This is a genomic window from Rhodococcus sp. USK10 (assembly GCF_019378875.1).
GTDB lineage: Bacteria > Actinomycetota > Actinomycetes > Mycobacteriales > Mycobacteriaceae > Rhodococcus_F > Rhodococcus_F pseudokoreensis.
Map to the genome: position 1 here is coordinate 7,328,293 of NZ_CP076048.1, position 20,658 is coordinate 7,348,950.

Here is a 20,658-nt window from a genome sequence, read left to right on the forward strand (position 1 = left end):
CCCCAGTTCTGCCGGTGAGTTCACCCGGCCGATTGTGCCATCGGGGGGCGACACGTCCAGAATGGCAGCCATGCCCTTCTACGACGGCCACTCCGGACGAGTCCACTACCGGCACTGGAGCGCGGTGGGAGGACCCGCCGTCCAGCTGGTGTTTCTGCACGGGATGGGGCAGCACACGGGGCATTACCACCGGTTCGCGCGCGGGCTGACGCCGGCGGGAATCGGGGTGTGGGGAATCGACCAGGCGGGTCACGGCCTGTCCGAGGGCGACCATCCGGGGTCCGTCGCGGAACTGGCGGAGGATGCCGCGCTCCTCACCCGCCTCGCGGAGCAGCACGCACCGGACGTCCCGCGCGTGCTGATGGGGCATTCCCTCGGCGCTGCCGTCTCGATGGAACTCCTCATGCGCGGCGACTCCGGATTCCGGGGCGCGATTCTGTGCGGGACCCCGAAGACCGCTGCCGTGCAGCAGACGGCGGACGCGCTGGGTTCGCTGGAGATGCCGCTGCTCGCGGTCCACGGCGTGGACGACCGCATGGCCCCGATCGATCCCGTCCGGGACTGGGCGGCGCGCATCGCGGGCCTCGAACTACGGGAGTTCGACGACGCCGGACACGACCTGCTGCACGAGAAGGTCCACGCCGCCGTCACCGCGGTGGTCCGCGATTTCGTGCTGGGTGCTGCGCGCCCGTGAGTGGTTGAGGAGTGCAGGGACTCCGTAGTCACTCACGGGCGGCGGAGCCGCTTACGCGTAGATGGCCTCGATGGCCGCGCCGTGCTCCTTGTGGATGACGTTGCGCTTGAGCTTCAGCGTGGGCGTGAGCTCACCGGTCTCCTGCGTGAAGTCGACCTCGAGGATGCGGTACTTCTTGATCCGCTCCGGGTTGGACACCTTCTTGTTGCCCTCGGCCACGGCCTCGTCGATCTCGGCGACCAGGTCGGGGTTCTTCACCAGTTCGGACACCGGGGTGTCGGCGGCCAGCCCGTGGCGTTCCTTCCAGCCGGGGAGGGTCTCGGAGTCGAGGGTGATGAGTGCGCCGATGAACGGCTTGCCGTCGCCGACCACGAGGCACTGGCTGATCAGCGGGTGAGCGCGGAGGGCGTCCTCGAGGACCGCGGGCGCGACGTTCTTGCCGCCCGCGGTGACGATGATTTCCTTCTTGCGGCCGGTGATCGAGATGTAGCCCTCTTCGTCGATCGAGCCGAGGTCGCCGGTGTGGAACCAGCCGTCCCGGATCGAATCCGCGGTGGCCTGATCGTTGTGCCAGTACCCGCCGAACACGACGGGACCCTTCAGCAGCAGCTCGCCGTCCTCGCCGATCTTCGCGGCGTGGCCGTCGATCGGCTTGCCGACGGTGCCGACCTTCTGCGCGCGGGTGGTGTTCACGGAGATGGCGGCGCTGGTCTCGGTGAGACCGTAGCCCTCGTACACCGGGACGCCGATGCCGCGGAAGAAGTGACCGAGGCGGGCGCCGAGCGCGGCGCCACCGGAGACGGCGCGGTCGCATTCGCCGCCGAGCGCGGTGCGCAGCTTCGAGTAGACGAGCTTGTCGAACAGGGCGTGCTTGAGCTTGAGGCCAAGCCCGGCGCCGCCGGTGTCCTGCGCCTCGCTGTACGCGATCGCCGTGGCGGACGCCTTCTCGAAGATGCTGCCCTTGCCGCCGTCGTACGCCTTCTGCTTGGCGGAGTTGTAGACCTTCTCGAACACGCGCGGCACCGACAGGATGAAGTGCGGCTTGAACGCGGCGAACTGGTCGAGCAGCGTGGTGAGGTCGGCGGTGTGCGCGACCGTGACCTTGGCGTCGAACGCCCCGAACGAGATGGCGCGGGCGAAGACGTGCGCGAGGGGCAGGAACATCAGGGTGCGCCTGCCCGCGTACATCGCGTCGCTGAGCGCCAGCTTCACGGCGGCGGACTCCGCGTAGAAGTTGGAGTGCGTCAACTGCACGCCCTTGGGGCGGCCCGTGGTGCCCGACGTGTAGATGAGGGTTGCGGGGGACGACGCGCGCACCTGGTGGCGACGCTCGTGCAGCTGCTCGTCGGTGACGCTCTCGCCGCGCTTCGACAGTTCCTCGATCGCGCCCGCACCCTCGATCTGCAGGACCTCGCGCAGGTCCGGGGCGGCCTCGGTGACGACCTTCAGCGCGTCGGCCTGCTTCGCGTTCTCGACGACGAGCAGCGACGTGCCGGAATCCTCGAGGATCCACTTGGCCTGATCGGGTGCGGACGTTTCGTAGATGGCGACGGTGCACCCGCCTGCCGTCCAGATCGCGTAGTCGACGACGACCCACTCGTATCGGGTGGCGGAGAGGATCGCGACGCGGTCACCGAGTTCGATGCCCGACGCGATGAGGCCCTTCGCGACGGCGGAGACCTGCTCCGCGAACTCGGCGGCGGTGACGTCTACCCAGCCACCGTTGCCCGGGCGCTTGAACGGAACGAACTTCGGGTCTTCCTCGGCATGACGGAAGACCGTGTCCGCCATGGAGGCGTCCTCCGGAATTGAGAACGACTGCGGTACCGAGAATTCACGCACTATGACCCCTCCACTGAAACGACATGACGGATGTGCATTCGATCACATTTGTCCTAGTTTCGCACCAGGGCTGATGTCCGTTATGTGTATTTCTGTTCTGACCAGCGGAGATTAGTGTAACTCGACGTAAACTGATAACTCAGGCGGCCTCTTCGAGGCGGCGCGAGTTCGCGGACAGCCAGCGCCGGATCGCGTAGTTCAACTGGTCCGGATCGACACCGAGTTCGGTCGCGGTCGCCGCGAGAATCTCCTCGGCCAGGCCGTCGTCGGTGGCTTCCGAGATGCCGAGCGCGCCGCTGATGAAGACGTCCGCCACCCGATTCGGCCGCACCCCGGGGATGCCGGCGAGCATCAGGAAGTGCGCCCACGTGACGTCGCTGCTCTCCCCGCACACCTCGATCCACGCGTCGTGGATCTGCTCCAGGGCGGCTTCGTCCCTGGCGGCCTCGAGGAGGTCGTCGATGCTGTTGATGCGGAGCTGGTGTAGTCGCTCGGCCGCCAGCTGGATGTGACGCGCCTCGATCGGCACGCCGGTGGCGGTGTACCGCCGCTTGTACGAGCCGACCTTGCCCGCCCACTGGTCCGAGCTGCCCGCCTCCTCGAATGTGCGGAGGAGGTCGCGGGCGCCGTCGGTGAGGGGCTGATCGGGGTGCGCCCGCCGGTATGCCAGGTAGCGGTCGACGACGGCGACCTCGCTGTGCCCGGCACTCGACTGCACCGATTCGATGATGCAGAGCGCGAGGCTGTGCCGGTAGGCATCGGAGGTGACCCAGCCGGACGGGTCGCCCAATCGGTCGCGGCACGCGGTGACGACGGTTTCGACGGTATCGGCAGAGACGGTCACGAGATCCTCCAAAGGCAGTCTGTTCTGTGCTCTGTCCGGTGTATCGACAGGGCCTCCGGGAACGTTGCACTGGAGCTGAAGATTCCTCGAGAACGACCGTCAGCGGGGCGTCAGCAGGTCTGTGACCTCGCTGTCCGAGAGTTGATGAAAATCGGCGTACGCGTTGCCGACGCCGCCGAGATCGGCTGGGGTGTAGGGGCAGACCACCTCGTCGGCGGTCACACGCAGCCTGCCGACTGCCTCGGGCGCGGCCACCGGGACTGCGACGATCACCCGGGCCGCGCCCAGCTTCTTCACCGACTGGCAGGCCACCGCCGCGGTCGCGCCCGTGGCCATGCCGTCGTCGACGAGGACGGCGACGCGGCCCCTCAGCGACGCCCGCGGTTTGTTGCCACGCAGAACCCGTGCCCGCCGCTCGAGTTCGTGGCGCTCCTTCGCCTCCACCATGGCGAGCGACGTCTTGCTGACCCGGGCGATGCGGAGAACGTCGTCGTTGATCACCCGGGATTCGCCCTCGCCGATCGCGCCCATCGCGAGTTCCGGCTGCCACGGCACACCCAGTTTGCGGACGAGCACGACGTCGAGGGGTGCCGACAGGGCCGCGGCGATCTCGAAGGCGACGGGGACGCCGCCGCGCGGCAGGCCGAGCACCACCAGGTCGGTTCCGCGCAGGTGGTCCAGTGCGGCGGCCAGTCGGCGACCGGCGTCGGCGCGACTGGTGTAGAACATCGAACGCTCCGTGATCGTGAAGAACGGTTCGTCTCCGACGCTACTCCCGATCGGGCCGCTCAGATCTCGCTGACGGTGAATCGGCGCAGGGCGAGGGCGGGATTCTTCTCCCGCACCTCGGTGATCCGCTCCGCATCGACCGTCGCGACCGCGGTGCCCACCCGCTCGCCGAGCGACACGAGGGTCACACCCATCGGGTCGACGATCATGCTGTTCCCGGCCCCGGTGCGCGCGCTCTGATCGGCGGCCGCCACATACACGGTGTTCTCGATGGCGCGCGCCCGGATCAGGGTCGACCAGTGATCCTCCTTGAGCGGTCCGGGCACCCACTGCGCAGGCAGCAGCAGCACGTCGGCTCCCGCGTCGACGATCCGCCGGGTGACCTCGGGGAACCGGAGGTCGTAGCAGGTCTGCATGCCGAACGTGAGGCCGTCGACGGCGAAGGTCTCCGGGGCGCCGATCTCCCCGGCGCGGATGACGTCGGATTCCTTGTAGCCGAACGCGTCGTACAGGTGCAGTTTGCGGTAGGTGGCGACGATGTCGCCGCCGCGCCCGAGCGCGACGAGGGTGTTGGAGATGCGATCGTCGCCGGGCAGCGCCTCGTTGACTCCCGCAACCAGATGGACGTCGAGTTCCTTCGCGGTCGCGGCCAGTCCGCCGACGAACTCGCCGTCCAGGGCCTCGGCCGATTCGACGATCCGCTCGTCCGTTCTGGGCGCCGTGAACATCGCGTACTCCGGCGCCACCACCACCTTCGCGCCGCGGCCGGCGGCCTCGGCGGCGAGCGTGCGGACCGTGCGCAGGTTCTCCTGCTTGTCCTGACCGGGAGCGAACTGAATGACAGCGACATCGACCATGCCGTCCACGCTAGGCGACGACTGCGCGGGGGTGTCTTCCGTCCCGGTCGCCGCGTATTTCCACGGCGTGGCATTGCGGTGTGGACTCGTGCACTAAACTGCTGGTCAATGAGTGATATCGAGCGTGACCCCGAACCCCCCACTTTTGCCGACCTCGACATCGACGATCGGGTCTTGAAGGCACTGTCCGATGTGGGCTACGAGTCGCCCTCGCCGATCCAGGCCGCCACCATTCCGCCGCTCCTCGCAGGCAACGACGTCGTCGGCCTCGCGCAGACCGGCACCGGCAAGACCGCTGCGTTCGCGGTACCGATCCTCTCGAAGATCGATCTGACGCAGAAGTCGCCGCAGGCGTTGGTCCTCGCGCCGACCCGCGAACTGGCCCTGCAGGTCGCGGAGGCGTTCGGCAAGTACTCCGCCCACATCCCGGGCCTGCACGTGCTGCCGATCTACGGCGGTCAGAGCTACGGCGTCCAGCTGTCAGGGCTCCGGCGCGGCGCGCACGTCGTGGTGGGCACGCCCGGCCGGGTGATCGACCACCTGGAGAAGGGCACCCTCGACCTGTCCAAGCTCTCCTACCTCGTCCTGGACGAGGCCGACGAGATGCTGAAGATGGGGTTCCAGGAGGACGTCGAGCGCATCCTCTCCGACACCCCCGAATACAAGCAGGTCGCGCTGTTCTCGGCCACCATGCCGGGCGCCATCCGCAAGATCTCGAAGCAGTACCTGCACGACCCGGTCGAGATCACGGTGAAGTCGAAGACGTCGACGGCATCCAACATCTCGCAGCGGTACGTCCAGGTGGCGCACCAGCGCAAACTCGACGCCCTCACACGTGTCCTCGAGGTCGAGGACTTCGAGGCCATGATCATCTTCGTGCGCACCAAGCAGGCCACCGAAGACCTCGCGGAACGGCTGCGCTCGCGCGGCTTCTCGGCTGCGGCCATCAACGGTGACATCGTGCAGGCCCAGCGTGAGCGGACCATCGGCCAGCTCAAAAGCGGTGCCCTCGACATCCTGGTGGCCACCGACGTGGCCGCCCGTGGCCTGGACGTCGAACGCATCTCCCACGTCGTCAACTACGACATCCCGCATGACACGGAGTCGTACGTCCACCGGATCGGCCGCACCGGTCGCGCCGGGCGCGCGGGCGAGGCGCTGCTGTTCGTGGCGCCGCGCGAACGGCACCTGCTCAAGGCCATCGAGAAGGCGACCCGTCAGCCGCTCGCCGAGATGCAGCTGCCCAGCGTCGACGACGTCAACGCGCAGCGTGTGTCCAAATTCGGCGACTCGATCACCGAGAGCCTGACCTCCGACAACCTGGCGTTGTTCCGCAAGATGATCGAGGACTACGAGCAGGAGCATGACGTTCCGCTCGCCGACATCGCCGCCGCGCTCGCGGTGCAGTCGCGTGACGGTGAGGCGTTCCTCATGGCGCCCGAACCGCCGCCCGCGCCCCGCCGTGAACGTGAACCCCGTGAACCCCGCCCGCCGCGTCGTTTCGACGACGGCCCTCCGACCCGCTCGCGCGGACCGGAAGGCCAGGAGCTCGCGACGTACCGCATCGCGGTCGGCAAGCGGCACCGGGTGGTGCCGGGTGCGATCGTCGGTGCCATCGCGAACGAGGGCGGGCTACGGCGCAGCGACTTCGGGCACATCAGCATCCGCCCTGACCACAGCCTGGTGGAATTGCCCGCCGACCTGTCCAGCGAGACCCTCGAGGCTTTGCGCCGCACCCGGATCTCCGGTGTGCTGATCCAGCTGCAGCCCGACTCGGGGCCGCCGTCGGGTCGTCCGGGCCGTGGTGGCCGCGACGACCGGGCCGGCGGAAAGTTCCAGCGCGACCGGGACAACAGGAAAAGGCCGCGCGAGTAGTCCTCGCGCGGCCCTGACCGGGGTCCCCGGCGGTTACGCCGGGGGAGCGGGAGCCGGGGCGGGCTGCGCAGCCTCGGCAGGCAGCGGGCCCTCCTCGGGAACGAAGAACGAACCGACGGTCGGCAGCACGTAGCAGGTCGCGCTGGTGTAGTCGACGGTGCCGAAGATCGATGCCACGACGGTGCCCGCGCCCGTTGCCACCACCTTGTTCAGCGCGGGGTAGCCGTCTTCCGTGAGCCCGTCGAGGGGCAGGATGCCGCTGCCGCCGGTGCTGGTGTTGATCCAGGCGACGTTCAGTCCCGACGACTTCACGACACCGGGATAGGCGGAGAGGGCCTGGAAGCTGATCTCGTGCGCCTTCACCTCGGCGGTGGGCCCGGTGGTGCCCGACGCCAGCGTCAGCGTGACCGGTGCGAGGGTGCCGCATCCCACGGTCGGTGCGGTGTAGAAGAACGGTGTGTTCTCGCCCGCGACGTCACGCAGCACGGTCGACGTGGCCAGCGCCTCGACCGCGGTCTTCTCCTCGGGCCCCACGGCCTGGGTGCGGAGTTCGGCGAGTCCGGGGACGTCGGGGGTGGCCGGGTCTGCCGCTGCCGTGCCCGCGAGGCCGAAAGCCGCGATACCGACCGTTGCCGTCGCGATCGTGCGTCGCATCACGCTCATACCGTCCACCTGAACTCCTCATTGTCTCGTTCGGGCAGCTCTGCAGCGCCGCCCGAGCGGAGAATTTACCCGAGAGCGGGGAAACAGTCAGGACCAGCTGCCGCCGCCGGCCAGCGTATCGGCCCGCGCGCCGTCGAGAGACTGCCGGATGACGTCGGCGTGACCGGCGTGCCGGGCGAGTTCCTCGATCTGGTGGAGCAGCATGTAGCGGACCGTGAACACGACTCCCGACGCCATCCATTGCGCGACGTCGGCGGGCAGGTCGACGTCGCGGTCCAGGTCGGTTTCGGCGGCGACCGCGGCCTCGGTGGCGCGCTGGGCGGCGTCGAAGCGGGCGAGGAGGACGTCGATGGTCTCGTCCTCGGCGACGTTCCATGCCGCCATCCACGCGGCCACCGGATCGTCGCCGCCACCGCGCGGGGTCCCGGTGATGCGGGCGGTCATCGCCTCTTCGCCGTCGATCACGTGTTTGAGGACGGAGGCCAGACTCATCTCGCTGGCGCTGGGCACGCTGCGGACCTGCTCCTCGGTCAGGCCGGACACCGCGTTGCGAAACGCGGTGCGCTGGTTGTCCAGCATGAGGAGCAGGAGTCCGCGCTCGTCGGAAATGGGGGCCGGGGTGCTGGGTGTCTCGTTCATGCATTCAGTGTTGCGCGGATAGCGGACACCTACTGTCCTCGATCGGGGAGTTGTCGAGATCTTCGGCGGGCGTCGCGTCCGGCCGGGCGCGTTCCCAGCGGCGCGGGCGGACCCGCCCTACGATCGACACAAGTGTCCGGGGAACGTCCCTAGTTCCTGTGATCGAGTCGCAAACCGAGGTGCTTATGCCCCTGGAAGATTCGTCGTCCGCCCACGTCGACCCGTCCCGTGAAGGTGCCGTCCCGCCGGAGCACGACCTGGAAGGCCACATCATCGAGGCCCGGTCCGAGGACTTCTTCCACGCCAGAGAACTGCAGGTCGACAACGAGTGGTTCAAGACCGCGGTGTTCTACGAGGTGCTGGTCCGCGCGTTCTTCGACTCCTCGGGCGACGGAACGGGCGATCTCCGGGGGCTGACGTCGAAACTCGACTACCTGTCCTGGCTCGGTGTCGACTGTCTGTGGCTGCCGCCGTTCTACGACTCGCCGCTCCGCGACGGCGGCTACGACATCCGCGACTTCCGCGCCGTGCTGCCGGAGTTCGGGACGGTCGAGGACTTCGTCCAGCTCTTCGATCAGGCGCACCGCCGGGGGATCAGGGTCATCACCGACCTGGTCATGAACCACACATCCGACACCCACGCCTGGTTCCAGGAGTCGCGCAACGACCCCGACGGCCCGTACGGCGACTTCTACGTCTGGTCCGACCGCGACGAACGGTATCCGGATGCGCGGATCATCTTCGTCGACACGGAGACGTCCAACTGGACGTGGGATCCGGTGCGCAAGCAGTACTACTGGCACCGCTTCTTCTCCCATCAGCCGGACCTGAACTACGACAATCCCGACGTCCAGGACGCGATGATCGACGTGCTGCGGTTCTGGCTGGACCTCGGAATCGACGGTTTCCGGCTGGACGCGGTGCCCTACCTGTTCGAGAGGGAGGGCACCAACTGCGAGAATCTGCCCGAGACCCACGCGTTCCTCAAGCGGTGCAGGGCCGTGATGGACGCCGAGTACCCGGGGCGGGCACTGCTCGCCGAAGCCAACCAGTGGCCGTCGGACGTCGTCGAGTACTTCGGGGAGCCGGACGTCGGCGACGAGTGCCACATGGCGTTCCACTTCCCGCTGATGCCACGCATCTTCATGGCGGTGCGACGGCAGAACCGCTTTCCGATCTCCGAGATCCTCGCGCAGACCCCGCCGATTCCGAGTTCGTGCCAATGGGGAATCTTCCTCCGGAACCACGACGAGCTGACGCTCGAAATGGTGTCGGACGAGGAGCGCGACTACATGTATTCCGAGTACGCGCAGGACCCGCGGATGAAGGCGAACATCGGCATCCGGCGGCGCCTCGCGCCGCTGCTCGAGAACGACCGCAACCAGCTCGAGCTGTTCACCGCGCTGCTGCTGAGCCTGCCGGGTTCGCCCGTCCTCTACTACGGTGACGAGATCGGCATGGGCGACAACATCTGGCTCGGCGACCGGGACTCGGTGCGGACGCCGATGCAGTGGACGCCCGACCGCAACGCTGGATTCTCCCGCGCCGACCCGGCGCGAATGTATCTGCCGGTCATCATGGATCCCACGTACGGCTATCAGTCGGTGAACGTCGAGTCGCAGATGAACTCGACCAACTCGTTGCTGCACTGGACCCGCCGGCTGATCCAGGTCCGCAAACAGCACCCGGCGTTCGGGACGGCCTCGTTCACGGAACTCGGCAGCGCGAACCCGGCCGTCCTGTCCTATGTGCGGGAGACGCCGCCCAGCGAGGACCGCCCGTACAGCGACGTCATCCTGTGCGTCAACAATCTGTCCCGGTTCCCGCAGGCGGTGATCCTGGACCTCACGCAGTTCGTCGGCCGAATCCCCGTGGAGCTCACCGGCTCCGTTCCCTTTCCCCCGATCGGGGACGACGGGTACATGATCACACTGCCCGGTCACGGATTCTTCTGGTTCGCGCTGCAACCGGATCCCAAATCAGACGGCGCGGTGAGCGGACATCCGGTCAGCAGCGAAGCGGAACAGGCGGTGCAGCAGTGAACGAACCCACCAGTGGACGCATTCCCGACGAGACCCTCGAGCGGCAACTCGTCCGGTGGTTGCCGGACCGGCGGTGGTTCGCTGCCAAGGGCAACACCATCTCGGCGGTGCGGATCCTGCTCCGCCACGAGCTGACGTCGGTCTTCGGGTTCTCCGCCGAGCACCTGCTGGTGTCGGTGGAATTCGAGGCGGGCCCGGCGCAGGTGTACCAGGTGCCGCTCGGGTTCCGCAGTCATCTGCCCGAGGACCTCGAACCGTGGGCGTTGCCCGACGGCGACGGCAACGCCATGATCGCGTACGACGGACTGCACGACGCCGAGGTCATCACCCTGTACGCGGACCTGCTGGCCGAGGCGCAGAGTTCCGGGCCGGTGCAGTTGAAGACGGTGCCGGGCACGATGATCGAACCGGGACTGCGTGGGCGGACGCTCGGCGCGGAGCAGTCGAACACGTCAGTGGTGCTGGGGGAGAAGCTGCTGATGAAGATCTTCCGTCTGGTCACCCCCGGGGTGAATCCCGATGTGGAACTTCATCTGGCGCTCGCCGGCGCGGGCAGTGAATACGTGGCCACGCTGCGGGCGTGGATGGAGACGGAGGTCGCCGGGATTCTCACCACGCTCGCGATGGTGCAGGACTTCGAGGCCAATTCGGCCGACGGGTGGAGCATGGCGCTCGGCAGCGTCCGCGACCTCCTGATGGAGGCGGATCTCCACGCCGCGGAGTTGGGGACGGACTTCGCCGGTGAGTCCCATCGCATGGGCGCCGCCGTCGCCGAGGTGCACTCGACGCTGGCGCGTGCGCTGGGTGCGGAGGAGCGGCAGGTGGCGTCGACGACGGTGGAGGCGATGGCCCGCAGACTGGACGCCGCCACCGCGATCGTCCCCGAACTGGGAGAGGTGGCCGCCGCGGTGCGGGACAAGTTCGCCGAGGCGGAAGCGCTGGGCGCCACCGCCGTCCAGCGGATTCACGGCGACCTGCACCTCGGTCAGGTGCTGCGGACGCCGGAGCGGTGGCTGCTCATCGACTTCGAGGGCGAGCCCGCCAAGACGCTCGACGAGCGCCGGGAACGGGACAGTCCGTTGCGGGACGTCGCGGGAATGCTGCGGTCCTTCGACTACGCCGCGCACCACCTGCTGGCCGATTCGGTGCCGATGGGGGCGATGGGAGCGGCGTCGCAACGGGACTTCCGGGCGAGGGAGTGGGCGCAGCGCAACGCCGACGCGTTCTGCGAGGGCTATGCCTCGGTGTCGGGCACCGATCCACGAGAGGCGGCGGCGTTGCTCCGGGCCTACGAACTCGACAAGGCGGTGTACGAGACGGTGTACGAGGCGAGGAACCGCCCGAAGTGGATCGGCTTGCCCCTCTCCGCGATTCGCAGACTCACCGCAGCACCTCGGTGAGGGCCGGGGAGGAGACCGTGCCCGTGTCGAACTGAGTCCGGTACAGCTCTTCGTACCGGCCGCCCGCGGCGAGCAGTTCGGAGTGGGTGCCGCGTTCGGCGATGCGCCCGGCCTCGACGACGAGGATCAGATCCGCCGCGCGCACGGTCGACAACCGGTGGGCGATCACCACGGCGGTGCGGCCGGTGAGGGCCTCGCCCAGTGCCTCCTGCACGGCGGCCTCGGACGTGGAGTCGAGGTGCGCCGTCGCTTCGTCGAGGATGACCACCCGCGGATGCGCGAGCAGCAGGCGGGCGATGGTCAGCCGCTGGCGTTCGCCGCCGGACAGTCGGTAGCCGCGTTCGCCGACCACCGTGTCGAGGCCGTCGGGAAGGGCGGCGACGAGGTCGGTGAGTCGCGCCCGGTCCAGGACCTCCGCGAGTTCGGCCGGCGTGGCGCCGGGGCGGGCGAGCAAGAGGTTGGCCCGCACGGTGTCGTGGAAGAGGTGCCCGTCCTGGGTCACCATTCCGACGGTGGCCCGCACGGAGTCGGCGGTCAGGTCCCGCACGTCGACCCCGCCGAGTTTCACCGAGCCCGCGTCCGCGTCGTAGAGCCGGGGAACCAGTTGGGCGATGGTGGACTTGCCGGCCCCGGACGATCCCACCAGGGCGACCATCTGTCCGGGTTCGGCGCGGAACGACAGTCGGTGCAGCACGTCGACGCCGCCGCGGGTGTCGAGGGTCGCGACCTCTTCGAGCGACGCCAGCGACACCTTGTCGGCCGAGGGATACGCGAACTCCACGGAGTCGAACTCCACCGACACGGGGCCCTCGGGCACCGCGACCGCGTCGGGCTTCTCGGCGATCAGCGGTTTCAGGTCGAGGACCTCGAAGACGCGCTCGAAGCTCACCAGGGCGCTCATCACGTCCATGCGTGCGCTGGCCAGCGCGGTGAGGGGCGAGTACAGGCGGGTGAGCAGCATCGCCATCGCGACGACGGCTCCCGCGTCGAGTTGTCCGCGCAGTGCGTAGAACCCGCCCAGTCCGTAGACGAGGGCCAGCGCGAGCGCCGAGACGAGGGTGAGCGCGGTGACGAACACCGACTGCAGCATGGCGGTGCGGACGCCGATGTTCCGCACTCGCCGCGCACGGACCGCGAATTCGGCGGACTCCTCGGAGGGACGGCCGAACAGTTTGACGAGGGTGGCGCCCGGCGCCGAGAACCGCTCCGTCATCTGCGTGCTCATCACCGAGTTGTGGTTGGCCGCCTCACGATTGAGTTGCGCGAGCCGCGCGCCCATCGTGCGGGCGGGCAGGACGAAGATCGGCAGCAGCAGCAGTGCGCACAGCGTGATCTGCCAGGAGATCCCGATCATCACGATCAGCGTGATGCCCAGCGTGACCAGGTTGGACACCACACCCGACAGGGTGTCGCTGAACGCGCGCTGCGCACCGATCACGTCGTTGTTGAGGCGGCTGACCAGCGCGCCGGTGCGGGTGCGGGTGAAGAAGGCGATCGGCATCCGTTGCACGTGGTCGAACACAGCGGTACGCAGGTCGAGGATCAGGTCCTCGCCGATGCTCGCCGACAACCACCGCGTCCACAGCGCGAGGGCGGATTCGAGGACGGCGATGACCGCGATGAGCGCCGCGAGACGCACGATCACGGACACCGCGTCGCCGCCGACGATGGCGTTCACGACGCGGCCCGCCAGCACCGGGGTGGCGACGGCCAGCGCCGCCGTGACGACGCTGAGCAGCAGGTACCACGCGAGGTTGCGGCGGTGCGGCCGGGCGAAACGGGCGATCCGCCGCAACGTCGTCCGGGAGAAGGGGCGTCGATCTTCCTGGGCGTGCATCGCGTTGTACATGGCGTTCCACGCCGTGACTTCCATGCTCATGCCGGCGGCCTCCTGTCGCTGTCCCCCCACGGTAGAGCCGGGGTATGACACGACGGTAGAACCTCGAGTTAACTCGAGGTCAAGTCGCGGGCGCGGGAAGTGTCACTTCGCGACGTCGACGACCACCCGCGTCGGATCGGACAGCGTGGACACCGTGAACGGACGGCCGGGTGCGCTCACGCCGATGAACGACTGCGTGACGCCTTCGAACACGAGCGCACCGTTGACCTCGGTCACCGTGCCGCCGGGAACACCGGGCACCGGGTTGGGGCCGGCGTAGCCCTCCACGTCGCTGTCGAACGGGTACGCCGAGCCGTCGATCTGCACCTGCAGGATGCCGTTGCCCGACACCGGGATCGTCTTGCCGCTGCCGTCCTGCACGGCCTGGTCCACGTATTCGACCCGCCATCCCGGGGTGCCCTTGCCGCCGAGTTCGTACACGACGCGGTCGAATCCCTCGTGCCCGCCGACGCGGACGTCGGTGACGGTGAGTTTCGCGGACTCGGACGCCGCCGACGACTTCGGTGACGCGTCGGTCGGGATCGGTGCCGACTCGGATTCGAGTGCGCTGCCGGTGGTGGCCGCGGCAGCAGGTGACGTCGCCGCCACGCTGCTGGCGGAGTTCGACTCCGAGCATCCGGTGAGTGTCAGGGCCAGCGCGCAGGCGGCGAACGCGGCGAAGGGACCGATCCGGTGGTTGATCATGATCCGATCGTAAGCCGGGGCCGATCAGAGTCGCGGGAGCCCCGGGCGTGGCGTCGCGAACGCGTCCAGGTACAGCCAGTTGCCGTCCTCGCGGACGAATCGGCTGTTCTCGTGCAGCGATTCGCGGTGGCCGTCCAGTACGTAGTGGGCACGGAACTCGACGGTGCCGGTGGTGTCGAGCAGACCGCCGCCGGTCGTGCCCAGGATGTCGAGGCGGGTCCAGCGCTGCTCGGGATCGAGGTCCAGATCCGCGGGCCGCGTGCTCGGATGCCACGTCGCGAGGAGATAGTCGGCGTCCAGCACCGCGAACGCGCTGAACCGGGATCGCATCAGGCGCTCGGCCGTGGGTGCCTTCGCCTCGCCGCGGTGATACCTACCGCAGCACTCGTCGTACGGTTCACCGAGCAGGCAGGGGCATCGACCGGTCACGGTCCCAGTATGGACGGCGGTCACACGAGCTTGTGGGTGCGGTCCTTCCAGTACGGCGCGCGCAGTTCCCGCTTCAGGATCTTGCCGGTCGGGTTGCGCGGCAGCAGGTCGACGACGTCGACCGTCGTCGGGCACTTGAACTTCGCCAGTCGCTGACGGGTGTAATGGATGAGTTCGTCCGGTTCGATGCTGCTTCCGGTCACCGGCACCACGACGGCCTTGACCGTCTCACCCCAGTGGTCGTCGGGCACGCCGATCACCGCGACCTCCGCCACCGCCGGGTGTTCGACGAGGACCCGTTCGATCTCGGGGGAGTACACGTTCTCGCCGCCGGTGATGATCATGTCCTTCAGCCGGTCCTCGATGAACACGAAACCGTCGGCGTCCGCGCGGCCCATGTCGCCGCTGCGCAACCACCCGTCCGCGGTGATCGCCTCCGCCGTCGCCTCGGGTTTGCCGAGATAGCCGGGCGTGCGCTGGTCCGATCGCCACCACAACTCCCCGGTCTCACCGGTGGCGACGTCCTCGGCGGTGGCCGGGTCCACGATGCGCATCTCCACACCGGGAATGGGCTGTCCCGCCGACGCCATCCTCGCTTCCTGCGACTCGTCGCGATGCACGTCCGGCAGGAGTGCGGTGACCACACCCGCGCATTCGGTCATTCCGTATACCTGGACGAACTCCGCCTCCGGCCAGGCGGCGAGCGCGCTGCGCAGCAACGGCAGCGGCATCGGGGCCGCGCCGTAGGTGATGCGGTGCAGCGCGCCGAACGCGGCCACGGCCTGCTCGCCCGCGGCGAGCACCCCGGCGATCACCGGCGGCACGAGGAACGCGATGTTCGCACCGGCCGCGAGCGCACCGAACAGCGACGGCGCGTCGGCTTCCCTCGTGAAATGGCAGCGGGCGCCGGCGTGCACACCCATGATCGCGTAGCAACTCCCACCGACGTGGAACAGCGGCATGGCGACGAGCAGGCAGTCGTCGTGCCGTGCGGGCAGGATGTCGAGCACCGCGATGCTGTGGGCGATCAGGTTGCGGTGCGTCAGCTGAACGCCTTTGGGCCTGCCCGTGGTTCCCGAGCTGTACAGGATCAGCGCGGTGGCCTCCGCGGCCACCTCCGGCCTCGACGACAGGACGGACGCGTCGGCGAGCCACGGCTCGAACTCGTCGTGCTCCCCGCCGACGGTGATGATCTGCTCGATGCCGGTCAGCCGGTCCCGCAAGGCCATGACTTGCTGGAGAAACTCGTTGCCCACGAACAGGATTCGCGCCTTGCAATCGTTGATCACGTAGTCGAGTTCCTCGCCGGCCAGTCGCCAGTTGGGCACTGCGGCCGCCGCGCCGAGGAGGGAGGCGGCGTAGGTGACCTCGAGGCAGGACAGGTGGTTCTTGTCGACGAACGCGACCGTGTCGCCCGCCCCGATTCCGCCCTCCGCCAAGGCTCCCGCGACGTGCAGGATCCGGTCGTGCCACCCGGACCACGTGTAGTCGGCGCCCTGGAACTGCACGGCGACGTCGTCTGGTCGAACCTGCGCCCAGTGCGCGAGTCGGTCGAAGATGATCTCGTTCGCGGCGTCCGACATGCGCCCACCTCTCGTCTGTGACGTCAGTCACATCAGGCTAGTAGCCGGTGCTCCGATCAGTGACGTTTTGCCTCATGCGGTCGAACTGCTCCGGCTCTGCGTGCCCGCGCGTCGCAAGGCGGCGCTGCCGAGGGCGCCCACCACGATCAGAGTGATGCCCAGCCAGTCGGGGTCGTTGTCGGTGACGAGCATCGCGATCCCCACGCCGATCACGTACGGCGGCAGGAAGTCGAACAGCTTGACGAGCGGCGGTGCCACCTCTTCCGGTTCCCCGGGTTCCCGCGGAGCCTGCGCGCTCGCGACGTCCGGGTACCACTCGGTGAAGGACAGCGCGAACAGCAACGCCCCGATCGGAATGATCCAGCCCGTCCAGAAATTGTCCGGCTGGTCCAAGACGAGGTCGCCGTACAGTCCGGATGCCGCCGACACCGTGAAGGACAGCGCCCACACCAGGGTGATGAGCTGATTCACCTTCAGGAACAGTGGCGAGGTCCAATACTCCTCGGGTGTAGTCTCTTTCGCGTACGGCAGGGTGAACGGATTGCGCAGCAACAGCGAGCCGAACGCGAACGCGACGAGCGCCAGACTCGACATCTCGCCCGACCACTTCTCCAGCCAGGTGATCAGGCTGTCGGAGGCGAACAGTCCGATCGCGGCGAGGCAGCCGAAATAGACGATGTCGAACACTTCCATGGGTTTGAGGCTTCCGCCGCGGCGGTGGCTCAGGAACAGGAACAGGATCGACAACCCGAGAGCGGTGGCGACCGATTCCTCGAACCGTCCGGGGCCGGACAGCAGCGACATCACGATCCATGGCGCGAGGCCGGCGAACGGTGATTGGAGGAACGCGTCGACGAACCGCGATCCCGCCCGGGGTTTGGGGGGTTCGATGGCCATGAGGGCTCTCCTTCGCACCGGCGATACCGGAATTCTCCCAGTTCGGCACATCCGTCGTGGGCGTTTCCGGTCGGGTCGCCGTGTCCGGGATCACGTCCCCACTGACCCGAGATCAGGGTGGTCCCTGATGGCGGGCCGCCGCGGGTGTCGACAAGATGGAGGAGTGCGCCACGCGTGCACCGTCCCGGCCCGTCACCACGGGGCCGGACCGCTACAAGAGAATGACGAAAGGCGATCATGAGCACGCATGCCCCCGCTGTCGCTGCCCGTGCTGTCGAGCTGTCCAAGACGTACGGCACCGGCGACACCCAGGTCCACGCGCTCAGCGCGGTATCCGCGGAGTTCGCCCGTGGTGAGTTCACCGCGATCATGGGACCGTCCGGTTCCGGCAAGTCGACGCTGATGCACTGCCTGGCCGGGCTCGACGCGGCCAGTTCGGGTTCCGTCCTCATCGGCGACACCGAGTTGACGGCGCTGACGGACAAGCAGATGACGCAGCTGCGACGCGACCGGATCGGCTTCGTGTTCCAGGCGTTCAACCTGGTGCCGACGCTGACGGCGCTGGAGAACATCACCCTTCCGCTGGACATCGCGGGCCGCAAGCCGGACGCCGCATGGCTGGAGAGCGTGCTGACCAAACTCGGCCTGAAAGACCGTCTCGAGCACCGCCCCGGCGAGTTGTCCGGAGGTCAGCAGCAGCGCGTCGCGTGTGCCCGCGCACTCGCCGGACAGCCGGAGATCATCTTCGGCGACGAGCCCACCGGCAACCTCGACTCGAAGTCCTCCGGCGAGGTGCTGTCGATCCTGCGCGCGGCGGTGGACGAATTCCACCAGACCGTCGTCATCGTCACCCACGACCCCCGCGCGGCCGCCTACGCCGACCGGGTGGTGTTCCTCGCCGACGGCAAGATCGTCGACGAACTGCGTGAGCCGACGGCCGATTCGGTCCTCGACACGATGAAGCGACTCGACGAGCCCGCCCACGCCCTCACGTCCGACGCGGCGGTCTGACCGCATGGCGTCCACATCCGGTGCGCCGATGCGCAAGGTGTCGCTGCGCAACCTGGCGGCACACAAGGTCCGGCTGGCACTGACGGTGCTGTCCGTGGTGCTCGGCACCGCGTTCGTCGCCGGTTCCTTCGTCTTCACCGACACCCTCCAGAAGACGTTCGACTCGATCTTCGAGAACACCGCGCAAGGCGTCGACGTCCGGGTGTCGCCCGAGGAGCGCAACTCCAGCGGGGTGCCCCTCGCAGACCTCGACACCATCTCCGCTCTGGACGGGGTGCGCGCGGTGGCCCCGGCCGTCAGCGGGCAGATCGTCCTCATCGACTCCGACGGCGCCGCCGTCCAGACGGGCGGTGCGCCGAGCATCGGGGAGTCGTACCTGCCGCCAGGTCAGGCGCTCGGTGAACCCGACGAGTACGTGCAGGGAACCCCGCCCGCGCAGGCAGGCCAGATCGCGGTCAACGCCAGTGCCGCCGAACGCGCACAACTCGCGGTCGGCGACACCACCAAGGTTCTCGTGCCCGCCCGCGGCATGATCGACGTCACCGTGTCCGGCATCTACGACACCGGAAACGAGACCGGTGGCTTCATCGGCGCCACATTCGTCGACTCGCAGGCCCGGGAACTGTTCACCGACGGCAAGCACGTCGAGTACATCGACGTCGCCGGGACGGGTGAGTCGCAGGGTGACCTGCGCGACGAGATCGCCGCGGCGCTCCCCGACGCGAAGGTCCAGACCGGCGACGAGGTGCGCGAGGAGACCAAGGCGCAGGTGACGGAGGCGCTGAGCTTCATCAACTACTTCCTGCTCGCGTTCGGGGCGATCGCTCTGCTCGTCGGCACGTTCATCATCTACAACACGTTCTCGATGATCGTCGCGCAGCGCCTGCGCGAACTCGCGCTGCTCCGCGCGATCGGCGCGAGCCGCAAGCAGGTGGGGCGTTCCGTCGTCTTCGAAGCCCTCGTGGTCGGTGTCATCGGCAGCGCGATCGGGATCGCCGCCGGCGTCGGGCTGGCCTACGGGCTGCGGGCACTGCTGAACGCGTTCGACGTCGGACTGCCCGAGGGGCCGCTGCAGGTGGGTCCGCGCACGATCCTCATCGCCCTCGTGGTCGGCGTCCTCGTGACGACGGTCAGCGCGTACGCACCCGCCCGGCGCGCCTCCAAGGTGCCGCCCGTCGCGGCGATGCGCGAGGAATTCGCGTCCACCGGTGACTCACTGCACGTGCGCACCATCGCCGGTGCCGTCCTCGGTGTCCTCGGGGTCGTAGGACTCGTGATCGGTTCGCGGGGTACAGGTGGCGGTGCGGCGGCCGTCGTCGGCGCCGGCGCGCTCGGTCTGATCCTGGCCGTGCTGTTCGCCGCCCCCGCGTTGTCCCGGCCGATCGTCGGGGCGCTCGGAGCGGTGCTGGCCAAGCCGTTCGGCCCGGTCGGGCGCCTGGCCCGCACCAACGCCGTGCGCAATCCCCGCCGCACCGCCGCCACCGCGTTCGCGCTGACACTCGGACTGATGCTCGTATCCGTCATCGGGGTGTTCGGCGCATCCGCGAAGGCCAGCGTCAACCAGCTGGTCGACTCGGGGGTGTCCGCCGACTACGTGCTCACCGGTCCCAACCAGATCGGCGTGCCCAGCGGCGCGGCGCGGGCCGTGCGGAACCTCGACGACGTCCAGAGCGCCGCCGCCCTGCACCCGGTGTCCGTGACGGTCGACGACGAGAGGGAGCAGGGTGCGTCGCTGGACGGCCCCCTGGACGGCGTCCTCGACTACACGCTCGTGGAGGGCGGCGCCGACCTGACCGGCAACCACCTCGTCGTGTCCCAGACCACGGCCGCGCAGAAGGGCTGGACGCTGGGGACGACCGTCCCGATGACGAGCGCCGACGGGAAGGTCGTCGACGCCGAGGTCACCGGCGTCTTCGAAGACAACCAGCTGGTCGGCGACTGGCTCGTGTCGGACGAGGTGTACCGGCAGGTCATGCCCGCCGCGACCATCCCCGATCTGGCGGTGCTCATCGACGCGAAGCCGGGTGCGGACCTGACGCAGCTGCGCGCGGACCTCGAATCCGCGACCAAGCAGTTCGTCGTGGTGCAGGTGCAGGACCGGGAACAGTTCAAGGGAACGCAGGGCCAGCAGATCGACACGCTCCTCGCGATCCTCTACGGGCTGCTCGCACTCGCCGTCGTGATCGCGATCCTCGGCATCATCAACACGCTCGCACTGTCGGTGGTCGAGCGCAGGCGGGAGATCGGCATGCTCCGCGCGGTCGGAATGCAGAGGTCCCAGATGCGCCGCACGATCTACCTGGAGTCGATGCTGATCGCGGTGTTCGGTGCGGCCGTCGGGGTGCTGCTCGGCATCGCGTTCGGCTGGGGGTTCGTGAGCACCCTGAAGGACCAGGGGCTCGGCCAGGTGACGGTGCCATGGGGGCAGGTGGTCGCGATGCTCCTCGGATCCGGTGTGGTCGGTGTGTTCGCGGCACTGTGGCCGGCGAGCCGCGCCGCCCGCACCCGCCCGCTCGAGGCCATCGCCGACCTCTGACCCGTGAGTACTTGTCAACCGCCCGCGGTTGAC

At 68.5% G+C, this 20,658-nt stretch carries 16 protein-coding genes and 1 pseudogene; 6 read left to right on the plus strand and 11 right to left on the minus strand.

Going from position 1 to position 20,658, the window contains the following annotated elements:
* Positions 1-70: 70 nt before the first annotated feature.
* On the plus strand, positions 71-694 hold the full coding sequence (locus I1A62_RS40480) for an alpha/beta hydrolase (protein ID WP_219461692.1): 624 nt from the start codon (positions 71-73) through the stop codon (positions 692-694).
* Positions 695-745: 51 nt separating this feature from the next.
* Here the strand turns inward: I1A62_RS40480 and I1A62_RS40485 are convergent, their stop codons facing one another.
* From I1A62_RS40485 to I1A62_RS40500, 4 genes are all read right to left on the minus strand, one after another.
* On the minus strand, positions 746-2,536 hold the full coding sequence (locus tag I1A62_RS40485) for a long-chain fatty acid--CoA ligase (RefSeq protein ID WP_219457856.1): 1,791 nt from the start codon (positions 2,534-2,536) through the stop codon (positions 746-748).
* 139 nt (positions 2,537-2,675) lie between these two features.
* A complete protein-coding gene (locus I1A62_RS40490) occupies positions 2,676-3,380 on the minus strand; it encodes a heme peroxidase (RefSeq protein WP_087558999.1) in 705 nt (234 codons plus the stop codon).
* Positions 3,381-3,479: 99 nt separating this feature from the next.
* Positions 3,480-4,109 carry a phosphoribosyltransferase gene (locus tag I1A62_RS40495; RefSeq protein ID WP_124392262.1) on the minus strand — a complete coding sequence of 210 codons (630 nt, stop codon included), beginning with the start codon at positions 4,107-4,109 and terminating at the stop codon, positions 3,480-3,482.
* Between the two features lie 59 nt (positions 4,110-4,168).
* Complete coding sequence (locus I1A62_RS40500) at positions 4,169-4,966, minus strand: carbon-nitrogen hydrolase family protein (protein WP_219457858.1); 798 nt, start codon at positions 4,964-4,966, stop codon at positions 4,169-4,171.
* A 108-nt stretch (positions 4,967-5,074) separates the two neighbouring features.
* On the opposite strand from I1A62_RS40500, the gene I1A62_RS40505 reads away from it, so the two are divergent.
* Positions 5,075-6,841 carry a DEAD/DEAH box helicase gene (locus tag I1A62_RS40505; protein ID WP_124392264.1) on the plus strand — a complete coding sequence of 589 codons (1,767 nt, stop codon included), beginning with the start codon at positions 5,075-5,077 and terminating at the stop codon, positions 6,839-6,841.
* A gap of 33 nt (positions 6,842-6,874) precedes the next feature.
* On the opposite strand, the gene I1A62_RS40510 is transcribed toward I1A62_RS40505, so the two are convergent.
* On the minus strand, positions 6,875-7,504 hold the full coding sequence (locus I1A62_RS40510) for a hypothetical protein (RefSeq protein WP_219457859.1): 630 nt from the start codon (positions 7,502-7,504) through the stop codon (positions 6,875-6,877).
* Between the two features lie 87 nt (positions 7,505-7,591).
* On the minus strand, positions 7,592-8,143 hold the full coding sequence (locus I1A62_RS40515; protein WP_206005572.1) for a DinB family protein: 552 nt from the start codon (positions 8,141-8,143) through the stop codon (positions 7,592-7,594).
* A gap of 185 nt (positions 8,144-8,328) precedes the next feature.
* On the opposite strand from I1A62_RS40515, the gene treS reads away from it, so the two are divergent.
* Both treS and I1A62_RS40525 read left to right on the plus strand, forming a co-directional pair.
* A complete protein-coding gene (gene treS, locus I1A62_RS40520) occupies positions 8,329-10,185 on the plus strand; it encodes a maltose alpha-D-glucosyltransferase (protein ID WP_219457861.1) in 1,857 nt (618 codons plus the stop codon).
* The gene (locus I1A62_RS40525) at positions 10,182-11,585 is read left to right on the plus strand and encodes a phosphotransferase (RefSeq protein WP_219457862.1); all 1,404 of its coding nucleotides are present in this window, start codon (positions 10,182-10,184) and stop codon (positions 11,583-11,585) included. The genes treS and I1A62_RS40525 overlap by 4 nt, the downstream gene beginning before the upstream one ends.
* Here the strand turns inward: I1A62_RS40525 and I1A62_RS40530 are convergent.
* From I1A62_RS40530 to I1A62_RS40550, 5 genes and pseudogenes are all read right to left on the minus strand, one after another.
* On the minus strand, positions 11,566-13,464 hold the full coding sequence (locus I1A62_RS40530; RefSeq protein ID WP_219457864.1) for an ABC transporter ATP-binding protein: 1,899 nt from the start codon (positions 13,462-13,464) through the stop codon (positions 11,566-11,568). The two genes, I1A62_RS40525 and I1A62_RS40530, sit on opposite strands and share 20 nt — an antisense overlap.
* Before the next feature lie 102 nt (positions 13,465-13,566).
* A complete protein-coding gene (locus I1A62_RS40535; RefSeq protein ID WP_219457866.1) occupies positions 13,567-14,169 on the minus strand; it encodes a hypothetical protein in 603 nt (200 codons plus the stop codon).
* Positions 14,170-14,193: 24 nt separating this feature from the next.
* Positions 14,194-14,622, minus strand: coding sequence for a YchJ family protein (locus I1A62_RS40540; RefSeq protein ID WP_219457867.1), 429 nt, complete (start codon positions 14,620-14,622; stop codon positions 14,194-14,196).
* Positions 14,619-16,181, minus strand: a complete 1,563-nt coding sequence (locus I1A62_RS40545) for a long-chain-fatty-acid--CoA ligase (protein WP_219457868.1) — start codon at positions 16,179-16,181, stop codon at positions 14,619-14,621. Before I1A62_RS40545 ends, I1A62_RS40540 begins: the two co-directional genes overlap by 4 nt.
* A gap of 72 nt (positions 16,182-16,253) precedes the next feature.
* A pseudogene (locus I1A62_RS40550) lies at positions 16,254-17,172 on the minus strand (hypothetical protein).
* A gap of 143 nt (positions 17,173-17,315) precedes the next feature.
* Between I1A62_RS40550 and I1A62_RS40555 the strand changes: the two are divergent.
* Together I1A62_RS40555 and I1A62_RS40560 are read left to right on the plus strand one after the other, a co-directional pair.
* Positions 17,316-18,089, plus strand: coding sequence for an ABC transporter ATP-binding protein (locus I1A62_RS40555; RefSeq protein ID WP_219457870.1), 774 nt, complete (start codon positions 17,316-17,318; stop codon positions 18,087-18,089).
* A gap of 4 nt (positions 18,090-18,093) precedes the next feature.
* Complete coding sequence (locus I1A62_RS40560; RefSeq protein WP_219457872.1) at positions 18,094-20,625, plus strand: ABC transporter permease; 2,532 nt, start codon at positions 18,094-18,096, stop codon at positions 20,623-20,625.
* Positions 20,626-20,658: the final 33 nt, after the last annotated feature.

Excerpts from the sequence above, each read along its gene's own strand:
- I1A62_RS40480 (WP_219461692.1), top strand. The coding sequence starts at position 71 with ATGCCCTTCTACGACGGCCACTCCGGACGAGTCCACTACCGGCACTGG.
- I1A62_RS40495 (WP_124392262.1), bottom strand. The coding sequence starts at position 4,109 with ATGTTCTACACCAGTCGCGCCGACGCCGGTCGCCGACTGGCCGCCGCA.
- I1A62_RS40500 (WP_219457858.1), bottom strand. The coding sequence starts at position 4,966 with ATGGTCGATGTCGCTGTCATTCAGTTCGCTCCCGGTCAGGACAAGCAG.
- I1A62_RS40505 (WP_124392264.1), top strand. The coding sequence starts at position 5,075 with ATGAGTGATATCGAGCGTGACCCCGAACCCCCCACTTTTGCCGACCTC.
- I1A62_RS40510 (WP_219457859.1), bottom strand. The coding sequence starts at position 7,504 with ATGAGCGTGATGCGACGCACGATCGCGACGGCAACGGTCGGTATCGCG.
- I1A62_RS40515 (WP_206005572.1), bottom strand. The coding sequence starts at position 8,143 with ATGAACGAGACACCCAGCACCCCGGCCCCCATTTCCGACGAGCGCGGA.
- treS (WP_219457861.1), top strand. The coding sequence starts at position 8,329 with ATGCCCCTGGAAGATTCGTCGTCCGCCCACGTCGACCCGTCCCGTGAA.
- I1A62_RS40530 (WP_219457864.1), bottom strand. The coding sequence starts at position 13,464 with ATGAGCATGGAAGTCACGGCGTGGAACGCCATGTACAACGCGATGCAC.
- I1A62_RS40535 (WP_219457866.1), bottom strand. The coding sequence starts at position 14,169 with ATGATCAACCACCGGATCGGTCCCTTCGCCGCGTTCGCCGCCTGCGCG.
- I1A62_RS40545 (WP_219457868.1), bottom strand. The coding sequence starts at position 16,181 with ATGTCGGACGCCGCGAACGAGATCATCTTCGACCGACTCGCGCACTGG.
- I1A62_RS40555 (WP_219457870.1), top strand. The coding sequence starts at position 17,316 with ATGAGCACGCATGCCCCCGCTGTCGCTGCCCGTGCTGTCGAGCTGTCC.
- I1A62_RS40560 (WP_219457872.1), top strand. The coding sequence starts at position 18,094 with ATGGCGTCCACATCCGGTGCGCCGATGCGCAAGGTGTCGCTGCGCAAC.